The 19,325-nt window shown below is 44.9% G+C and carries 20 protein-coding genes and 1 riboswitch; of the genes, 4 read left to right on the top strand and 16 right to left on the bottom strand.

Features of this window, described 5'->3' with window-relative positions:
- Nucleotides 1-18: 18 nt before the first annotated feature.
- From NSQ29_RS28495 to NSQ29_RS28435, 13 genes are all read right to left on the bottom strand, one after another.
- Nucleotides 19-1,032, bottom strand: a complete 1,014-nt coding sequence (locus tag NSQ29_RS28495; protein WP_339267802.1) for an ion channel — start codon at nt 1,030-1,032, stop codon at nt 19-21.
- Nucleotides 1,033-1,155: 123 nt separating this feature from the next.
- Nucleotides 1,156-1,548 (bottom strand): DUF350 domain-containing protein, encoded by a 393-nt coding sequence (locus NSQ29_RS28490; RefSeq protein WP_042192771.1) that lies wholly within the window; start codon nt 1,546-1,548, stop codon nt 1,156-1,158.
- The gene (locus tag NSQ29_RS28485; RefSeq protein WP_179085796.1) at nt 1,545-2,138 is read right to left on the bottom strand and encodes a hypothetical protein; all 594 of its coding nucleotides are present in this window, start codon (nt 2,136-2,138) and stop codon (nt 1,545-1,547) included. The genes NSQ29_RS28490 and NSQ29_RS28485 overlap by 4 nt, the downstream gene beginning before the upstream one ends.
- Before the next feature lie 39 nt (nt 2,139-2,177).
- Complete coding sequence (locus tag NSQ29_RS28480; protein WP_340973394.1) at nt 2,178-3,380, bottom strand: glutathionylspermidine synthase family protein; 1,203 nt, start codon at nt 3,378-3,380, stop codon at nt 2,178-2,180.
- The gene (locus tag NSQ29_RS28475) at nt 3,377-4,063 is read right to left on the bottom strand and encodes a hypothetical protein (protein WP_042192777.1); all 687 of its coding nucleotides are present in this window, start codon (nt 4,061-4,063) and stop codon (nt 3,377-3,379) included. Before NSQ29_RS28475 ends, NSQ29_RS28480 begins: the two co-directional genes overlap by 4 nt.
- Nucleotides 4,064-4,090: 27 nt before the next feature.
- Nucleotides 4,091-4,294, bottom strand: a complete 204-nt coding sequence (locus NSQ29_RS28470; protein ID WP_445253162.1) for a hypothetical protein — start codon at nt 4,292-4,294, stop codon at nt 4,091-4,093.
- 79 nt (nt 4,295-4,373) lie between these two features.
- Complete coding sequence (locus NSQ29_RS28465; RefSeq protein ID WP_256716183.1) at nt 4,374-5,729, bottom strand: MFS transporter; 1,356 nt, start codon at nt 5,727-5,729, stop codon at nt 4,374-4,376.
- Nucleotides 5,730-5,815: 86 nt separating this feature from the next.
- A complete protein-coding gene (locus NSQ29_RS28460) occupies nt 5,816-6,850 on the bottom strand; it encodes a CdaR family transcriptional regulator (protein WP_340973397.1) in 1,035 nt (344 codons plus the stop codon).
- A 150-nt stretch (nt 6,851-7,000) separates the two neighbouring features.
- On the bottom strand, nt 7,001-8,149 hold the full coding sequence (locus NSQ29_RS28455; RefSeq protein WP_341126590.1) for a glycerate kinase family protein: 1,149 nt from the start codon (nt 8,147-8,149) through the stop codon (nt 7,001-7,003).
- A 33-nt stretch (nt 8,150-8,182) separates the two neighbouring features.
- Nucleotides 8,183-9,481 carry a GntP family permease gene (locus NSQ29_RS28450; RefSeq protein WP_042192785.1) on the bottom strand — a complete coding sequence of 433 codons (1,299 nt, stop codon included), beginning with the start codon at nt 9,479-9,481 and terminating at the stop codon, nt 8,183-8,185.
- A 213-nt stretch (nt 9,482-9,694) separates the two neighbouring features.
- Nucleotides 9,695-11,014: a nucleobase:cation symporter-2 family protein gene (locus NSQ29_RS28445; RefSeq protein WP_076121591.1), complete on the bottom strand. Its 1,320-nt coding sequence runs from the start codon at nt 11,012-11,014 to the stop codon at nt 9,695-9,697.
- Nucleotides 11,008-11,622, bottom strand: coding sequence for a xanthine phosphoribosyltransferase (locus NSQ29_RS28440; protein WP_076284939.1), 615 nt, complete (start codon nt 11,620-11,622; stop codon nt 11,008-11,010). Before NSQ29_RS28440 ends, NSQ29_RS28445 begins: the two co-directional genes overlap by 7 nt.
- 171 nt (nt 11,623-11,793) lie before the next feature.
- A riboswitch (purine riboswitch) is annotated at nt 11,794-11,897 on the bottom strand.
- A gap of 116 nt (nt 11,898-12,013) precedes the next feature.
- Nucleotides 12,014-12,961 carry a sugar-binding transcriptional regulator gene (locus NSQ29_RS28435; RefSeq protein WP_341126589.1) on the bottom strand — a complete coding sequence of 316 codons (948 nt, stop codon included), beginning with the start codon at nt 12,959-12,961 and terminating at the stop codon, nt 12,014-12,016.
- Between the two features lie 142 nt (nt 12,962-13,103).
- On the opposite strand from NSQ29_RS28435, the gene rpiA reads away from it, so the two are divergent.
- The 4 genes from rpiA to NSQ29_RS28415 all read left to right on the top strand — a co-directional run bounded on the left by rpiA (nt 13,104) and on the right by NSQ29_RS28415 (nt 17,118).
- A complete protein-coding gene (gene rpiA / locus NSQ29_RS28430; protein WP_341126829.1) occupies nt 13,104-13,772 on the top strand; it encodes a ribose 5-phosphate isomerase A in 669 nt (222 codons plus the stop codon).
- Between the two features lie 33 nt (nt 13,773-13,805).
- Nucleotides 13,806-14,774, top strand: coding sequence for a Gfo/Idh/MocA family protein (locus tag NSQ29_RS28425; protein ID WP_339267815.1), 969 nt, complete (start codon nt 13,806-13,808; stop codon nt 14,772-14,774).
- Nucleotides 14,775-15,009: 235 nt separating this feature from the next.
- Nucleotides 15,010-16,218 carry an MFS transporter gene (locus tag NSQ29_RS28420; RefSeq protein WP_076284942.1) on the top strand — a complete coding sequence of 403 codons (1,209 nt, stop codon included), beginning with the start codon at nt 15,010-15,012 and terminating at the stop codon, nt 16,216-16,218.
- 57 nt (nt 16,219-16,275) lie between these two features.
- Nucleotides 16,276-17,118, top strand: coding sequence for an aldo/keto reductase (locus tag NSQ29_RS28415; protein WP_339243952.1), 843 nt, complete (start codon nt 16,276-16,278; stop codon nt 17,116-17,118).
- Between the two features lie 76 nt (nt 17,119-17,194).
- On the opposite strand, the gene NSQ29_RS28410 is transcribed toward NSQ29_RS28415, so the two are convergent.
- The 3 genes from NSQ29_RS28410 to NSQ29_RS28400 form a co-directional block, all read right to left on the bottom strand.
- Entirely contained in the window at nt 17,195-18,124 is a 930-nt protein-coding gene (locus NSQ29_RS28410; RefSeq protein ID WP_042192800.1) for an AEC family transporter, read from the bottom strand.
- A 151-nt stretch (nt 18,125-18,275) separates the two neighbouring features.
- Nucleotides 18,276-18,755 carry a transcription elongation factor GreA gene (gene greA, locus NSQ29_RS28405; protein ID WP_042131553.1) on the bottom strand — a complete coding sequence of 160 codons (480 nt, stop codon included), beginning with the start codon at nt 18,753-18,755 and terminating at the stop codon, nt 18,276-18,278.
- A gap of 217 nt (nt 18,756-18,972) precedes the next feature.
- Nucleotides 18,973-19,260, bottom strand: a complete 288-nt coding sequence (locus NSQ29_RS28400) for a DUF6509 family protein (RefSeq protein WP_042192802.1) — start codon at nt 19,258-19,260, stop codon at nt 18,973-18,975.
- Between the last annotated feature and the right edge of the window lie 65 nt (nt 19,261-19,325).

Raw genomic sequence — 19,325 nt, 5'->3', positions numbered from 1 at the left:
GATCCAGCTAATTCTGATCTAATCTTTAATCTTACGATACGTCTCTTCATCGGAAACAACATACAATCTAGCATCCTTAGGAATAGCCTGATCCAGCTTTCGATTGATACTTAGATCGCTACGATCCGCCAATAAGGTTGCACCTTGCAGAAGCAGGCTCTGAAACGCGTCCCCATAAGTCTTCCACGTAGTATTCACTGGAATCTCATAAATATCATCACCATATTTACGGCTCAGCAGCTGCGTTATCACCTCAGAGTTGCCCTCTTGCAGTGCAGAACGAACAGCCAGTCTGGAGATGGCATCATGCGAAAGAACGAACTCGTTTACTTGGACATGCCTGAAATTCTGAATATTCTTCTCTTGCATTATTTCTACAGTCGTATGTACTTGTGGTGCAATGCGCTCAATGCTAGAGGCAATTAACAAAGATTTGCCGTCGATCAGCGATGCTTCATCAATCCTTGTGTCCCCGAACACAATGGCTGCTCTTGCTTCATGGATGTTAGCCTTAAGAAGAATCTCATCACTGGAGGCATCGCCACTTATAAAGTGAACTTGATCCATATGCTCCAGAGGATGACTTCCTGTCTCATCAATGATGACAATGTGGCATTTTGGCGAATAGCATAGAACCTCGTCTACGGCAGCTTGTGCTTTCTTACTCCAATTAATTAGAATCACATGGTCCTTTCCCCGAAAGCTCAACGTTCCCGCTCCTCTCCTTCTCTGCACCTCCGCAATGGAGTCAATGACCTTACCAATAACCAAGCTGAGGAGGCCGATACCAAAGATATATAGAAACATGGTAAACAGCTTTCCAACTACGGTCTCTGCAAAATAATCCCCATACCCCACTGTCGCCATCGTTGTCATAACCCAATAGAATGCATTAAACCAACTGTGAAACGTACCCGGCTCGATCAGGTAAGCAATCGACGCACTAAGAACTATAAAGATCAGAATGATTAGCCCTATCGTCCGTTTACGTAACCGCATCATCTTGGTGGAAATTCTCAGAAACAGATGCATCTGCCCACCCCTTCTTCACATCAAGCTAAAAGTAAAACTTATACTTTCTTAGATTTTCAATAAGGCTGCCGCTCGATGGATGGATCGGGGCAACCTTTGTCTCAACCCTATTTCATACTCGAACTAAACAATCAAACTGCTAATCGCAAATGCTGTCCCAATAAACACCAAGCAAAGCATAGTGCCTACAGCCACATTTCCCTTCTCCAGATGCTCTGAAATCTTAAAGGTTGGGGTTGCTAATTCAAAGATCCAATAAGCCGCAATCAAGCACACATAACCTACCGCAAACCAAATGATCATGTGCAGAATGGAGGTATTCGTATATGCCGCTACGCCAATAATAATAGCCGTTGCCAGAAACTTGCCGCCTAAAGCCAAGGCTACAGCCACATTGCCTTTCTTCAGCTCCTCCATATCTTTAAACGGAGTCATCAAACCAAAGATCACCATGCCTAACACTTGCAAAAGAATAATCACAAACACACTCACTACCAAATTAACCACCATCGTCACTTCGCCCACCCCCGAAATTTCGCATAAGCCGAATCATAGTCGGCAAAATCATGTACTTCCTCAAGGACTACGGAAGCGGTTTTCTTTTTCTCTAATGCGGTATAGCGTTCATCATCAATCGGCTGCTTAATCCGATTACCTGAAGGGAGCTCAAGCACCGCAAAGTTTCTTGTCTTATCCTTATACTTAGTCTTGTATACTCCTACAAGATCAACATCAGTGGTTACCGATACTTTAAGATTGGTAAGATCCTCTGCTGCCGTTTTTTCATCTGCATAAGACTTAATCGTGCTCCATGAAGACAGGCGAACTTCATTCTTCTGATCAGCATCCGTGATTAACTCGGCGTCCATGAACTGAAGTGTCCAAATTTTATCGCCAGTAGCATAATTCCCATCATTCGGGAGCAGTTCATTATCCGGTAAAACCGTCATGTCACTCCCAATTAAATCCCCTACGGTACTCTCTACCACCCGGTAGTCCCACGGTACCCGTGCTACACTATCTGAAGTTTGAGCTGTTCCTGAATCAAATACACTGCCCTGATTACTGGAACATGCGCTTAGCAACAGTACCGTCAAAAGCATCATACATAAGACTCCGATTCGGGCTTTCTTGCTCTTATCCAATTATCTCACTCCCAACGCAATAAAATGACTGGCATTGCCTGTAATCAATCCGCCCGCTCGGCCGAGCATACCACAAGGCTTCCCGTTAATCACGAACATGCCTGTCAGCAGATGAAATTCACCCTCTGATGTCGTTATCCGTGCTAAATCGGCTCTTTTTTGATACACAGTGGGGAAGAGCTGACTACTGTCATAACCGTCTTCATCTTCAAGCTCTAGCGCACCGCTATCATCAAACATGCGCACCGAACCCCCTTCACGACCAAAAACAGATTTGGACACAAAGTTCCCTGAGAATACAGGCTTATTATAAGTAGGCAAAATATAGCGCGAGATCGTCTCTCGCTCTTCCTTGTCGAATAGCAGGCCCAGCTCATACATTCCCCACACCGCTGCAACCAGCCCCTTGGATTGGAGCAATATACTGTGAGGACCATTAAAGAGCTGAAGATTCCCTTGCTCTACCGTATAGGCGAGGGCATCACCGCCTTCATCCACAGCCATCCACTCTTTAGGATATAGAGCGAACATCCGCTCGATCACACGGTCCTCCCCATCCTTGAGAATTCCGTTGTCGACCCACAGATCAAGACAATCCACACACTGGATATCGAGACCACTGTGCTTCACTAATGCTTCTATCGTACCTGAATCTTCAAGATGAGATCCATAAGCCACACAAGCTGCGGTATCCGGACGTTCTACCTGCCAAGCTGCCGCAACTTGTGCCTTCATCCCTTGATTTGGACTCTGCATTCCAGCTTGCTCACAGATCCATGGTGTAGCTATCGAGGCTTCCACATAACCTGTTGGGGTATCCGCATTCAGTTCGAGCAGCTTAATCGTCCCATCATGGGCTATGGCAAAGTCAAATCTGGCATACCGACTAATGAATCCTTCTTCTGGCATAGGACACCCGTCAAGCATCTCCCAAAGTACAGGGGGAATCCCAAGCAGTTCATACAAATCGCGCTTTAGATGAACATAGCGAACCGCTTTATCGAGAATGGCCCAGAGTTTTGATGAGGCTTCTTCAAGCTCCTTATAAGTGTCCCTGTGCATTAGAGCAATTGCATCCAACCAGTACTCTTCATCCTCAAGATCAGCCCAAGTGAACCCGAGTTCATATAACGCTTTGACCCGTGGACCTCTTTCAAGCTCAGACTGATCTAGAATTTCAAATACACTCTGCTGCTCACTCATCCGCCAAAACCACTCTTACTTGAGCCTGATCTCGAAGAGGACTTCGAGCCTGAGCTAGATTTAGAGTTCTTCGAAGAATTTAATCCGCTGGAAGTGCCACCGATTCCATTTTTTGAGGAAGAACCTCTTCTCGTAATAGAGCCTGTGGAGGAAGTCGATGTTTTGGGCTTTACAACAGAACCGGGAACCTTCTTATTCTGGAATTTCTCACTGCTATAGGTAGGCGGCTTATAAGTTGTTCTCGTGCCTCCATAATAAGTTGGACGGTCCTTAGACCATCCTCTGGAAGAGTAATTGCCACCACTGTTAAACAGCATGTGATATAGCAGCAAGTCATCCCAACCAAAACCTGAATGATATCCACCATAGTTATTCACTACCGTCGTTCCATTATTGGTTACAACACCTTGGCCTTCCTGTTCTACCTCTTGTGTACCTTCCGGATATGGAATATTCCAATCCACATTTTTGTCAAAATAGGCTTTAACCTCTTCGGTAGACCAGGACACTAGCTGGGGTTCATCTCCAGAAGTATTTGCACTAGCCCCTGCGCCGCCAGGAATAAACATAGCATTCGCTAACAAAGCTATGCCTAGCGAAGTAGATAATACTCGAATGGGCTTACCATCAGAAGTGAATAATTTGGATACCGCTAATTCCTTATCCTTTTCATCTTTAGACATCGTAAGGTTCTCCTTCCCTTATCTCAATCATTCGTTGTGCATCGGAACAAGTAAAAGCTCCAGCTTGCCTTCATCTACATTCAGCCGTCCTTCAACCGTTTCATATTCAACACTGCCAACCACAATATAATTGACATGCTCTAACGCTGCGATCATATTCATGCTCCACGTGCGTTCCTCAATGACTCGCAGCCCGCCTTCCGGCATTTTTTCAAATAAGATTACATTCATCCCATTGTCCATTATTACCATTCCTTCCTTAGTTCTGCTATAGCATCTGATACGTCTTTATTACCTTTTCGTTTCAGTTCTAGGTGTGCATAGACTGCCCAACCTTACTCTTGGCGTTAGAACGTCTATATAAAAGAAGAATTCCTAACGAGCACAAGCAAACGAGGAGCAACACGCCGTATACATGCTGATATGCTTTTGCAGGGGAGATATCACGCTGAGCATGCAGTAAAAGCCCGCAGACTGCAACAGATACAGAGCCTCCGAAGAATTGAACCAGTTGTAAAAGCCCCATACCAGAACCAATCCAAGTCCTTGGAAGAACTATAGAAGTTTCATTGTTTAAGGATGCCATCGTAGCTGAGAAAGCGGGAGAGAAGCATAGATAACCTAGCAGCAGTACTACAGGTGATACAGAAAGATTCAGGGCAAACACAGCCATAACGGCTGCAAGTATACAATGTCCAATCACTAAGAAGCGTATATTACCGTACCGATCAATAAAACGTCCCACATAACGGGTCAGAAATGCAGATAATAGCGCTCCCGGTGCGATATACAAACCAATCATCAGCGCTGATTTATCGAACAGATTAGCGAGCGCAAGCGGCATCAGGAACAAGTTCCCTAAGTTCAGCACCAGAATACAAAAGCCTACGGCAACCAGTTTCAAGTAACCCGGCATGGTAAGCAGCTGCGGATTAATGAATGATTCCTTGGCCTTCTTCAGATGTACGGCATGCACGATAATAGACACTACACCCACCGCTAGCCATACAAGCGACTGGGTAGTTACAGCTACCAGCAGACTTGCTGCATTTACCACGGTCAGCGCCGCCCCCAGGATGTCAAAGCTTGCAGGCTGTGGCTGTTCCTTAGGCAATAACCGCAGCAATACCGGCAGCACGATAAGCACAAGGCAAGTTATGCCGAACAATCCATTCCAGCCAAAGTACTGGCTGATGACACCTCCGACAATAGGACCCAAACCAAAGGCCATTGCACTACCCGCCGAGATCATCGCAATAGCAGCACCGCGTCTTTCAATCGGAACATAGCGACTGGCGAGTACAAGCCCTAATCCAGCCATAGATCCGGCGCCCGCAGATTGTAGGATTCTTGTAATCAATAGCATATTAAAGTCATGTGCGAACAATCCAAACACTGATGCTGTCCCAAGCGTAATTAAGCCAATGGTCAAGAGCTTGCGAATCGGCACCAAGTCGGATAACCGGCTATAAATAACCGTCGACAACGCATATCCAATCGAATAGCTGGAAATGACCCATGAGCCTAGGTCAGCAGAAATTTGGAGATCCTGAATAATGGTTGGAAGCGATACATTAAACATCGTTGTGTTCATCACTACAATAAAGAGGCACATCGTCCATAATGGCATGACAATTTTATCATTCATTCCTACTTTCTCATTCATTCATACTCCATCCCTGTCCTAATTTATCTATACATGCTCAACTAATTTTATGCCTATAAAAAGAGGTTGGCAATTAGAAGAGGGAATTACTTGCGCCACATCAATCCACATACCAGTTCGAACAGCTCTATATAGTTGCGTGGATTTTTACCCGTCAATGTATGAATGCGGTTAAGTCGGTAATTCAGTGTATTTCGGTGAATATTCAACTTCTGTACCGTTCGATTATGATCTCCATTCTCCGCAATAAATACTTGCAGTGTTTCAATCAGACCCGTCTTGTCTCCCGACTGATCCAGAAGAGCATAAATCGTCCCTGGCCGCTCATCCCCGTCATAGGATAAGTGTATTAGAAACCTCAATTCTGCATAGGTATATAGTTTTTTGAGTGGATCGACTCTACTGCCAATATGAATGGCCGCCTGTGCCTGTTCCAACGAATAAGCGGCTAACTCCTCTGCCTCGCCAGAGCCGATCCGTCTCACATCACCGCAAGCACTAAGCTTTCCTATCAGCTCTTTATAGAGAAATCCGTCTGTGATGAAAAAAACAGCCTTGTCGTTCTCCAAATTCCAGTAATGCGGATAGGATCTAAAAACGCTTCTGAACTCCTTCCCATTCACGTCTCCATCTACCAGGATGGCCCAGCATTTCTTCTTCAGATCAAGCCCATAACTACTCGCCCGTTCTAGAAATTCAAGATCATACGCCTCTTTACGATAAGACAATTCATGATAAAATTTCACACGCTTTACTCTGTCATCCTGCTCCTGCTTATTCCTTGCTTCCTGCTCTATAAGTAATATGGTAGTAACTCTGACCAGCTTGCTAAACGGTCTAACCTCATCCGGATGTCCCGTAATGCCTACCACACCCAAAACTTTATGGTCTATAATAATGGGTTCATTCACCCCTGGCTTCATTCCTATGCCGTCCTCGTATACCTCAAAGACATGCCCACTTTGAATGGCTATTCTCGCTCCCTCATGTAAGGTCCCGACCCGTTTTAGATCTCCACTCCCTACAATAAAGCCGTTCTCATCCATAACATTAATGTTATAAGGAACTACACTCATCATTTCCTGTGCGATTTGTCCTGCGAGTGATTTCGATATCTTCATGTCTGCCCCTCCTGTTCCTGTATATTCTACTCAGAAAGCTTCTACCTTAAAAATAAACAAGAAGAAACGGTTGTCGTCCTTAAAAGACGATAACCGTTTCTCGTAGGAATAATAAGGATGATGTAATCTCTCCGTCGCTTTTTATAATGATCAACCTTGGTTCAGTGCGACTAACCGGGCCACGTTCTCAGCGGATCTTTCCAGATTCTCCTGCCCTTTCTTCAGGGCATCCTCCAATGAAGCCGCACCTGGCATAATGCCAAAAATAGCATCGATTCCTTTATCATACAGCACTTCTGTCTGGTCGCCGATCCGTCCCGCGAAGGCTAGCACGGGTTTATTATATTTCTTAGCGACCTGGGCAACGCCTAACGGTGTCTTGCCATATTGAGTCTGGAAGTCGATGCTCCCTTCCCCGGTCCACACCATATCAGCCTGTTGCACCTTTTCTTCAAGTCCGGTGTAGTCAATGACAAGCTCAATGCCCTTTTTTAACACTCCGTTTAAAAACACTACCAGTCCTCCCCCAAGTCCACCGGCTGCACCAGCTCCAGGCATATCTATAATATCGATTCCAAGCTGTTCCTTGATGACACTCGCATAATGCTGAAGATTACTGTCGAGCTGTTTAATCATCTCTGAAGTAGCACCCTTTTGCGGACCAAATACATTGGAAGCTCCGGTCGGACCACATAATGGATTCGTAACATCACAGGCCACTTCAACCTGCACATCCTTCAGACGAGGGTCAAATTCACTCAATTCGATACTTGCTAATCTGCCAAGCTCACCGCCGCCAAATATCAGTTCATCCCCTTCTTCGTCCAGAAGTCTGCCGCCTAGCGCTTGAACCAACCCGGCACCTCCATCATTGGTGGCACTACCTCCGATACCAATTAGCAGTTTGCTGACACCACGGTCCAGACAGGCTTTGATTAATTGTCCTGTTCCGTAAGTTGTTGTAATCAAAGGGTTACGTTTCTCAGGGGATACCAGCTGAATGCCGCTCGCGCTGGCCATTTCCAGTACGCCTGTCAATCCATCACCTGTAATTCCGTAGGATGCGCTAACTTCATTGCCAAGAGGGCCTTTAACTTTAGTAGTATATACGGTGCCCTCGGTTGCATCGACCAAGGACTGCATCGTTCCTTCGCCACCGTCCGCCATAGGTACATGAATACAATTTATATTAGAATTCACTTTATAAATGCCTCTTTCCATGGCTTCACAAGCTTCTTTAGCTGTCATACTTTCTTTGAAAGAATCCGGTGCCAGAACGATAACCAGGTCTTTTTTCATAGAATATCGGTCCCTTCTAGTTAGAGATAATTATTATAGGATGAAGCCGTAAAGTATAGTAGCAACGATAGCCATTGTCAGACCCACGAGACTTTCGTAAGGAATCAGTGACATCCGGTCCTTGATATTCATCTTAACGGAATCTGCAGTTACGTGGAAGAAGTTACCATGTGGCAGATGATCAATCACTGTAGCCCCGGTATGCACCATAATCGCCGCATTAAGTGGCGCTGTCCCCATAGATAGAATAGCGGGCCCGAACGATCCAGCTGCCACAATAGAAGCCGTAGATGTGGACGCTGTAGCGGCCGCCATCAAGATACCTGCAATCGGAGCAAGGAAGGTTCCGGAGATCCCCATAGCTGTAATTGCATCAACAACCGTAGCACTTAAGTCAGATTTTGAGATAATGCCAGCGATGGCACCGGCACCAATCAGGATAATGGCTGTACCCGTCATTTTGTTCAATCCAGATGTCGTAAAAGAAATGATGTTCTTCGTCTGTTTCATTGCAATCAGTCCAATAATACCGGCAAGAGGCAAGATGATCATAGAGTCAACTTTAAAGGATTTCAGCAATTCGATATTCAGAATATTTCCGACCGGATTAATGGCCAGAAGCAAAATAGCGACAACTGGAGCGACGATAGCACGGCCGAAGCTTGGTTTAACCTTAGAAGTATCTTCCTCTTTCGTTACAACATCACCGTCTGCGATTTTTACACCTTTGTTGACTAGGAGATTAGCAATAATAACAGTGACAATCAGACCCGCAACGGCTGGGATGAACCCATGGATCATCACCTGAGCCAAATCTACATCAAAGCCCTTCGCTACGGCAATGGTATTTGGGTTTGGAGAAATAATATTACCTGCTTTACCGCCACCTACCAGAGCAAGCAGTAAGGCTGTTTTGGAAATGCCGATTTTTTTACCCACAGACAAAGCAATCGGAGCGACGATAATGATGGCTACCGTGATGAATACACCAACTGCTGTAATAATCATAGTAGCTAGTGCTATAGACAATAAGGCTTTCTTTTCACCAAGCTTGTCTACGATGGTCTCAGCCATCCGTTCGGCTGCACCTGATTCAATCAGTACCCCCGCCAGCACACCTGCCGCGAGTACACGTACAACTGCCCCCATTACACTATTCGTTCCATCGATAATATACTGTACCGTTTCCGCAATAGAAGCGCCGCCCAATATCCCTCCGGCAATTGCGCCTAAAAAGAGTGCGTAGACCGGATTAACCTTTTTAAAAATCAATACGACGGCTAATATCAATCCTGCAACAGCGCCCATCCAGTTAATTACTGTGCCTTCCATCTCTAGTTGCCCCCTTAATATAAAAGTATGATACTTTAAAGTGTGTGTTTTGATAACGCTTTCTAAACTGAGTATACTGCGCTTACAAACCCAATTATATTGACGGGACAACCTATTTTTTTGTGCAAATGCACAAGCCCCGAACACAAAAGAAGACCAAGCTTAGGTTTATACTTCACCCAGGCTTGGTCTTTTATCATGAATCAAATAAGTTTAGGAGACTTGAGATTCCTTAGCAAGAACAGGTACGGTGTTATCCGCTACCTGCACATCATCCTTTGTCTTGGAGAGGACAATGTTCAATACAATCGCTGTAAGCGAACCGGATACGATACCGTTCTGTAGCAGCATCCGCGCAAATTCAGGCAGCTCTGCGAACATTGCAGGAAGTGTCGCTGAACCTAAGCCAACAGCAATACTGCAAGCAGCAATCAGTAGATTACCATCCTTACGGAGATCCACATCGGATAGAATGGATATCCCGGAAACGGCAACCGATCCGAACATGACAATCATGGCTCCACCAAGTACGGCATTCGGTACAATCGTCGTCAAGGCAGCCAGCTTAGGCAGGAGTCCTAGTACAATCATGATCCCGCCAGCGGCAAAAATAACATTACGAGTCTTAATGCGAGACAGCGAAATCAAACCCACATTTTGAGAAAAAGCAGTGTATGGGAAGGCATTAAAAATTCCGCCCAGCATAATTGCTACTCCCTCGGAACGCAGTCCGTTTACGATCTGCTTCTGTTCAACTTTCTGATCAATTACTTTACCTACTGCAAAATAAACCCCAGTAGACTCCACCATACTAACAATGTTAACGATGATCATAGTGAAGATTGCAGTAAGACTGAATTCAGGCCATCCGAAGTAAAACGGTTGTGCGATGCTTACCCAAGAAGCGTCACCTACCGTAGAAAAATTAACGATACCCATTCCATAAGCAATCGCTGTACCCACCACAAGACCTACCAGAACTGAGATCGAGCGCAGGAATCCAGTGGCGAAACGGTTAACTGCTAAAATGACAAGTAGTGTAATCAGTGCAAGCAGCAAATTACGGGGTTGTCCAAAATCAGCGCTGCCTTCTCCGCCAGCAACGTTATTCATAGCTACTGGAATAAGAGATAACCCGATAATGGTCACGACAGAACCCGTTACAATGGTCGGGAAGAACTTCAGCAGCTTCCCATAAAGCGGGGCCGCAAGAACAACGAACAAACCGGAAATAATGATCGCACCGTACGCAGTCGCCAGATTATGTGTCGAGGCAATCGCAATAATCGGGCCAACGGCTGTAAAGGTACATCCAAGAATAACTGGGAGCCTGCTACCAAAATACTTAGTGCCCATTATTTGCAGCAGTGTGGCCAATCCGCAAGTGAACAAATCGGCTGCGATGAGGTAAGCCATTTGAGTCCCATTTAGCTTCAATGCACCCCCAACAATCAGCGGTACAATTACTGCTCCTGCATACATGGCTAGGACATGCTGAAGACCTAACGTAAATACCTTTTGCTTGCTTAACATCCCGCACTCTCCTTGATTTTCTCTAATGAGCTTTCATTATCAATGAAGTGAATTTCACCTGGTGACATAGATGCAATACGGGCCAAGGCATGGACTTCTATGCCTCTGTTCTCCAGAAGGCTCCGGCCTTCCTGGAAGCTCTTTTCAATGACACAACCGACGCCAAGGAGCTCTGCTCCTGCCTCTTTTACGATATCAACCAGTCCCACAAGTGCAGCACCAGTAGCGAGGAAATCATCCACAATAAGCACTTTGTCATCCGGTCCAAGATATTTTTGGGAGACGCTGACCAGATAATCCTCTTGGCGAGTAAAGGAATGTACAGGCGCTGAGTAGACAGCCTCTGAGAGCGTTACTGCTTTCTTTTTCTTCGCATAAACAAACGGTACACCTAATGCAATCGCAGTAGCCATGGCGAACTGAATCCCACTAGCTTCAATCGTAATCACCTTAGTGATCGGTTGATGACCGAACAACTTTTTGAACTCTTGACCGATTTGCAGCGCTAGCTCCGTATCGACCTGATGATTCAGAAATGAATCTACCTTCAGTACCGTATCTGATAAAATAAGACCCTCTTGTCTAATGCGCTCTTGAAGTACTTTCATCGTGAACTAATCTCTCCTCTTCATTAAAAAAACAAAAAAAGGACAAATCCCTTGAGTCGTTTCTCTCAAGTGAATCTGTCCTTCTGGGCTTTTGTCCCTTAGTGGTGTAACACTACATAGTGTCCGCATCGCTCGGTCCAGACCTTTCCTCCAAAGAAGAAAGCGGAACCCTAGATGCGCTATTTCACTCATAGTCGGATAATTACGATGGTTATCCGGTAGAAACTTATGGGCCATATCCCCAAGATTATATGAGTTTTATTAATGTTCGATATGAATACCTTGTATATCTTACACGCTCTGTCTGGTGCTTACAAGCAAAATTTTTAGTGTTTTGCATACCATTTTCAGGTTATTTTCACGAAATTCAATTGTTTACATTTAGTAGTGGTTACTCCAAGATCTTCTGCGCCGTTTCTTCGGTCGTTACGAGCACATTCATATACCCGCCATTTAGAGCGCCCAAGATCCCCGAAACCTTCTCCAGCGATTCCGCTACACCAATAGCGTACCTCGCTCGTCTGATCTGCTCCAGCTCAATGGTCAACGTTCGGTCCGATATTGCTGTGCGTACAGGCAATCCATTGCCATCATAAAAACGCGAGCAAATATCACCAGCTACTTTCCCGTCCTCCAGCTCATCAATCACAGCATCGCCATAAAATCCGCGCCATGCCTCTTCACCTTTAATTTCCGGTGATCCAATGCCGAATATAGCGATATCCAGCCGATCCCATGCCTTCGCAATGGTCTGATAATACTGCGAACGCATCAGTTGATCTCTGGTTTCCTTTTGCTCCGTGATCGCTGGCACGTCAATCATTAATGAGCGCGCACCCCACTTTAAGGCAGCTTGGTAGCAGATATTATTGACATGGTATCCGCTCTCCATCTTTCCAGATGGACCACCCACCGTAGGAACACAGGTTACAAAAGGCCTCTGTCCGAGGTTCAGATTGTCTACAACGGCAGCTAAGCTGCTTCCCCAAGAGAACCCAATAGTATCTTTCGGCTGAACCACTTGCTCCAGCCATCTTGCACAAGCCTGTCCAATGGCTTTACGTTTGTTCACTCCTGACTGGGCTGGATCTACCTCTACAACAATGGCTTCCTTCAGCCCGAACCGTTCTTTCAATTCCTGCTCCAGTGTACAATGATCTCCAATATCGTAATTGATGGTGATTGTAACGATGCCCTCTTCACGGACTCTCTTCAGCATCCTACTTATGGTGGTGCGATATATGCCAAGTTCATTAGAAATTTCACTTTGCGTTAAATTCTGCTCATAGTACATTTGTGCAATCTTAATGAGCAGCTTCTTGTCTTCTTTTCGATCCATGATAGAACTCCTCGCTTTTTTCAAGGATTTGACGAATCCATAACCCCTAGTTATACTGTAGACGATTATTTTGCACATTTTTTATTATATTGCACAAATGTGCAAATTATCAATTTTTTAATGGAGATGATCGGCTTTGAATATGGACTTTAGAAAGAAAAGTTGCGCCGTAGAAGCTCTAAAGTATATTGAGAACGACACAACCATTGGTTTAGGTGGGGGTAGTACGATTTCCTATTTAATCGGGAATATTAAAGAAGCAGATCTTCGGTTAAAGGTAGTGACCCCCTCCTTCACTACAGCTTCACTCTGTGTCCGAAATGGATTGCAGGTTGTACCCACTTGGTCCGTTGACCGAATAGCTGTTGCTTTTGACGGCTGTGATGAGGTGGATGAGCAACTGCATGCGCTTAAGAGTGGTGGCGGCATTCATACGAAAGAAAAACTGATTGCTAGTATGGCGGATCATTATATATTGCTGGTAGATGAAACTAAACTTGTGAACAAGCTAACCTTCAAGCATCCCGTAGCATTGGAAATTCTTATGGATGCTCTTAGTTATGTTCAACATTCCGTGAAATCGCTGGGCGGCAAGCCTGAGATTCGAACAAGCGCAAGTAAAGATGGGTATACGGTCAGTGATCACGGCAATGTGCTGCTGGATGTCTTTTTTGACAAGGTAGAGGATAGCACTGCTCTCCAAACTGAACTCAAAGCTATTAACGGGGTCATTGAGACCTCCCTATTCACGAAAGAAGTTACCTCAGCACTTGTGGCTGGTTCAAATGGAATCAAGGTAATCTCTAAGTAAGCTCAAACAATCAAAACAGGCGAGGTGCTAACCATGAACAATCTGAAGTGGGCAATCATCGGCCCGGGAAGTATCGCTACTGAATTTGCGGCTGCTCTAAATGACATCGGCGGAACTTTATATGCGGTAGGATCACGAACCTTAGAGAAAGCCCAGGCGTTCGCGAGCCAATATGGAGCGGAGAAGGCTTATGGCAATTACAGCGAAATGCTGCAAGATCCAGAAATTGATGTCGTCTACATCTCAACACCACATAGTAACCACTACGAATACATCATAGAAAGCTTGCAGAATAACAAACATGTCCTCTGTGAAAAGGCGATCACCGTAAATAGCAAACAACTGCAGGAAATCGCCGAGCTTGCTAAACAAAAAAGCTTAGTCGTCGCAGAGGCTATGACCATCTACCATATGCCACTGTACAAAAAGCTACGGAAAATCGTGGATGAAGGTAAGATCGGACGCCTCAAAATGGTGCAAGTCTCCTTTGGCAGCCATAAAGAATATGATGTGAACAACCGTTTCTTCAGCAAAGATTTGGCTGGAGGGGCGCTGCTGGATATTGGGACGTATGCCTTGTCCTTCACAAGATTCTTCCTGTCCAAACAGCCACAGGAAATTCTAACGACAGTGAAACGTTTTGAGACAGGCGTCGATGAACAATCCGGAATCATTCTGAACAACGATGCGGATGAAATGGCGATCATCTCCCTTACTATGCGCTCCAAAATGCCTAAACGCGGCGTCGTTGCTGGAGAACTTGGCTTTATTACTGTAGACAATTTCCCACGGGCCTCTACAGCTACAATTCAATATTTAGATGGCACCCTAGAAACGATCGAAGCCGGTGATACTTCCAAAGCGCTACAATACGAAATCGAGGATATGCAGCGCTATATCGCGGCAAAAGGCAACCAGGAAACCCTCAAGCTCTCCTTAGATGTCATGGACATTATGAGTAATGTTAGAGAACAATGGGGAATCAAATACAGCTTCGAATAACATACTGAACACAATAGATCAATCATCAAAGCGTTGGTATTCCCTTCAACTGAAGGAAGCCCAACGCTTTTTTGCGGATAATTTTCTAGGAATGGATGACAATATCCTTAGGTGATTTCTTATAGGTACTTTTTAGTACCTATAGCACTTTAAAGTACGTACTATACTTAAATGACTCATGCCTTCATAATTGCACTTACCGGCCGGTGATTATCAGAGTGTAGGAGTGAGAGACATGTTGTTAAACCAAAAAAGAAGTACCCTGGCACTCCTGGCTTTAGCCATTAGCGCCTTTGCGATCGGAACCACCGAGTTTATCAGTGTAGGGTTGCTGCCTTTAATCGCTGATGACCTGAATATACCGCTGACCACAGCTGGATTAACTGTTACTTTGTACGCTTTAGGGGTAACCTTTGGCGCCCCAATCTTAACGTCGCTGACCACGGCGATATCGCGCAAAACATTATTGCTTATCATTATGATTGTATTTATTATCGGCAATAGCCTTGCCGCGGCTGCGGACAGTATTACAATTCTGCTAATAGCTAGAGTAATATCTGCCCTTTCGCATGGTCTGTTCATGTCGATTGCTTCGACCATTGCCGCCGACCTTGTGCCTGAGAATCGTAAAGCCAGCGCTATTGCGATCATGTTCACAGGGCTAACCGTAGCTACTGTTACCGGTGTGCCACTGGGTACCTTTCTAGGGCAACAGTTAGGCTGGAGAGCTGCATTCATCGCCATTATTGCCATCGGGCTTATAGCGCTCATCGGTAATCTGATCTTGGTCCCTGCCACAGGGCTGCGCAAAGGAACCCGAACACCGCTTCGCGAGCAAGTCAAACTCGTGAAGAACGGACGGTTACTGCTTGCCTTCGCAATCACTGCTTTAGGGTATGGAGGTACCTTTGTAGTCTTTACTTATTTATCTCCACTTCTTCATGAAATCAGCGGTTTCAAAGAGAGTACCGTTGCCATCATCCTTCTTGTTTATGGCATAGCGATCGCCATCGGCAACGTCATTGGAGGCAAATTAGCCAACCGTAACCCTATGAATGCCCTATTCTACATGTTTGCTATACAAGCTGTTGTACTGTTCGTCTTAACCTTTACCGCACCCTTTAAAGTGGCTGCACTACTTACGATCTTCTTTATGGGATTGTTAGCCTTCATGAACGTACCTGGTCTACAAGTACACGTAGTTACACTTGCAGATCGATATGCTCCGAGTGCGCGAGATGTGGCATCTGCGCTGAATATTGCTGCTTTTAACGCTGGTATTGCCATCGGGGCTTATCTTGGCGGTATCGTCACGGATCATATGGGACTGATTCATACCACTTGGGTGGGTGCTATAATGGTTCTATCCGCTGTATTCCTAACCGCTTGGAGTCGTGCGCTGGAGAAGAAAGATGAGACTCTTCTCCAGTCTGAGGCTGCTTAATCAGCCTTGCCTTAACATACCAATAAACTTTTAAATATCTCAGGAGGTAATTTTATTATGGCTCAACATCTACAGGATACAACTGCATTACACAACGGGGTAAACATGCCTTGGCTTGGACTTGGTGTATTTCAAGTCGAAGAAGGCTCTGAGCTGATCCAAGCGGTTAAATCTGCTATTGCACATGGCTACCGCAGCATCGATACAGCAGCGATCTATCAGAATGAGACTGGCGTAGGTCAAGCGATCAAAGAAGCTTTGCAGGACAACAACCTGTCCAGAGAAGAGCTCTTCGTAACTTCAAAGGTCTGGACTGCAGATATGGGCTACGAAGAAACCATTGCCGCCTACGAAGCTAGCCTAGCTAAGCTTGGACTTGAATACCTTGATCTATATCTTATCCACTGGCCTGTAAAAGGAAAATATAAAGAGACTTGGAGAGCACTTGAAACCTTGTATAAAGAGGGACGCGTAAAAGCGATTGGGGTCAGCAATTTCCAGATCCATCATCTTGAAGATGTGATGAAGGATGCGGAAATTAAGCCGATGGTAAACCAAGTGGAGCTCCATCCTTATTTGAGTCAGCAAGCGCTGCTTAGCTTCTGCCAGGAACAAGGAATTCAACTGGAAGCTTGGTCTCCATTAATGCAAGGGCAATTGTTGGATCAGCCTGTACTGAAACAAATTGCAGCTAAACACAGTAAATCCGTAGCTCAAGTGATTATCCGTTGGGACCTGCAGCGTGGAATTATTACCATTCCAAAGTCTACTAAAGAGCACCGGATCATCGAAAACGTAGATGTGTTTGATTTTCTGTTAACAGAAGAGGATATGAATCTAATCAACGCTCTGAACCAAGATCAACGGGTAGGTCCTGACCCTGATAATTTCGACTTCTAAGAGATTAACCACTAGGTTAAGTAACAGTAAAAAAAGACCCTATCTTTCAGAAATGAAAGAGGGGTCCTTTTTGTCTTTACGCCCCTTGCACTAGCACAATAAGGATCGGCAACACAAGAAAGGAAGCAAGCGTCGTCCATAAAATACATTTGGATACCAGCTCTGGAGAGGCGTCAAATCGTTCCGCTAATACCACCGCGTTGACGGCAACTGGCATGGAGGCCAGAATCAGCAGCACAGAGAATAAAATACCATCAATATGCAGAATAGATAATCCGAGGTAGGCCACTAGTGGAGCTAAGATTAATCGAATGATCATCCCTGCCCAAAAAGTAGACTGACCCTTACGTTCAGATGACATGGTTCGTACTTTGACCATCTGTGCACCCAGAATCGCCAGTACGACTGGTGAATAACCTCCGGCAACCATGGAGACCCCTGTAGCAAGCTCAGAAGGTAAATGCAGGTCAAATATTCTAAGAAAAAGTGCTAGCATAGCTGCATAGATGGCTGGGAGAGAGAACACGGACTTTACCGCATTTTTCACCGAGAACTGCGATCTAGCCGCAAAATAAACGCCCACAGTATTCACGATAATCATCTGCCCAATCACATAAACAGAAGCCTTATCGAGCCCAAGCTGTCCGAAAGCCAGCAACACCAAGGGAAGTCCATAATTCACACTATTCGTAAATGTCGAGACCAGAGTCAATCCCGATATTTCAGAGGGGCCGAGCTTCAATAACTTTCCGATGATATTTGCAATCGCCCATAAAAAGCACAGATTTAGCAGCGAAAAAGCGAGCGTCTTGTAAATATCATCCATAGAAATCTCGGCCGTAGCCAGTGTATTAAGAATAATAGCCGGCGTTAAAAAGTATAAATAGAGCGTCAATAACGGCTTGGTATCCAAATTCTTAAACCGTCCAAGCAGTGCACCGACGATCACCGGAATGGATAATGGCACGATGACTTGATACAACGTTGATAACACGCTCTGGATCATGAACAGTACTCCTCTGCTCTAAGTTACTCTAAACTATAAGCGCAACAGAGCAAGACGTCTAAGATATGAAATCAATATACACAATAGCCATTACCTATAATTAAAAAAGGTCTCAACCCCTATAACGGGGTTGAGACCTTTTTATCATGTGTTACATCATTTTGATTTCAAGCAATTCATATTTGATGATACCCATTGGTGCGTTTACACTAACGATATCCCCAACTTTTTTACCCAGCAATTCCTTGCCCAGCGGACTTTCATAGGAAATCTTGTTGTTTAGGACATCTGCTTCAGCAGCCCCTACAATTCTATATTCAATCTTCTCGGAGTATTCGATATCGTTCAGGGTAACGATACAACCCATACTAACCTTTGACAGATCCATCTGACTCTCATCTACGATCTTGGCTTTGGTCAGCATTTTCTCCAAAATCATAATACGAGTCTCCATGAACGATTGGTCGTCCTTGGCCGAATGGTACTCGCTATTTTCCTTCAAGTCTCCATAGCTGATCGCCAATTTGAGCCGTGCTGCCAATTCCTTGCGCCCTGGGCCCTTCAATTCCTTCAGTTCTTCCTCTAATTGAGCCAATCCTTCTTTGGTCAAGAACACTTCTTCATTAGACATGTATACAACTCCTATTTTGGATGCTTTTTAATATTTTAACCTATATTTCACATTCATGCGACAAGCATAAACGTCTTCGGCGTCCTTGTAAGGACGGTAAGCGTTTAAGAGAGAAATATAAAAATTAAAGTATAGGTGCAAAACCTATACTTTCTTATATTTAAATAAAAATCCCTGCCACAATTGAACATTGGGCAAGGATGTCAATGCTGCATCATTATTCTGGCAAATGCTCTTTACAGAAAAGGAGTAATGCTGCTTCCTCGTCCTCTTCCATATCAAAGTCAAGCAACTGACCTGTTGTTGTCTCCTGTAGATCATAACTCACGATGCTAACTTGATCTTCATCCACTTTAATAATCGCTCTAGCGGATACTCCGTTCTCTACATAGAGCTCATCATCTTCTGGAACATCCAGTTGAACCACGAATTCATACCGTTTACCGGTTAGTATACCAAAAGGATCTTTAACATTCTCCACGTTGTAGCTTGTAAATGTCAACATTGCTCAATCAACCTCTTTTCCTAATACCTGCCACGTCATTGTATCACAAAAAGCTGCATGAAGGG

Origin of the sequence: Paenibacillus sp. FSL F4-0236 (genome assembly GCF_038000135.1) — a bacterium.
Classification (GTDB): Bacteria; Bacillota; Bacilli; order Paenibacillales; family Paenibacillaceae; genus Paenibacillus_AQ.
The sequence above is the reverse complement of the archived record's forward strand: the minus strand, read 5'-3'. Positions and strand labels throughout refer to the sequence as shown.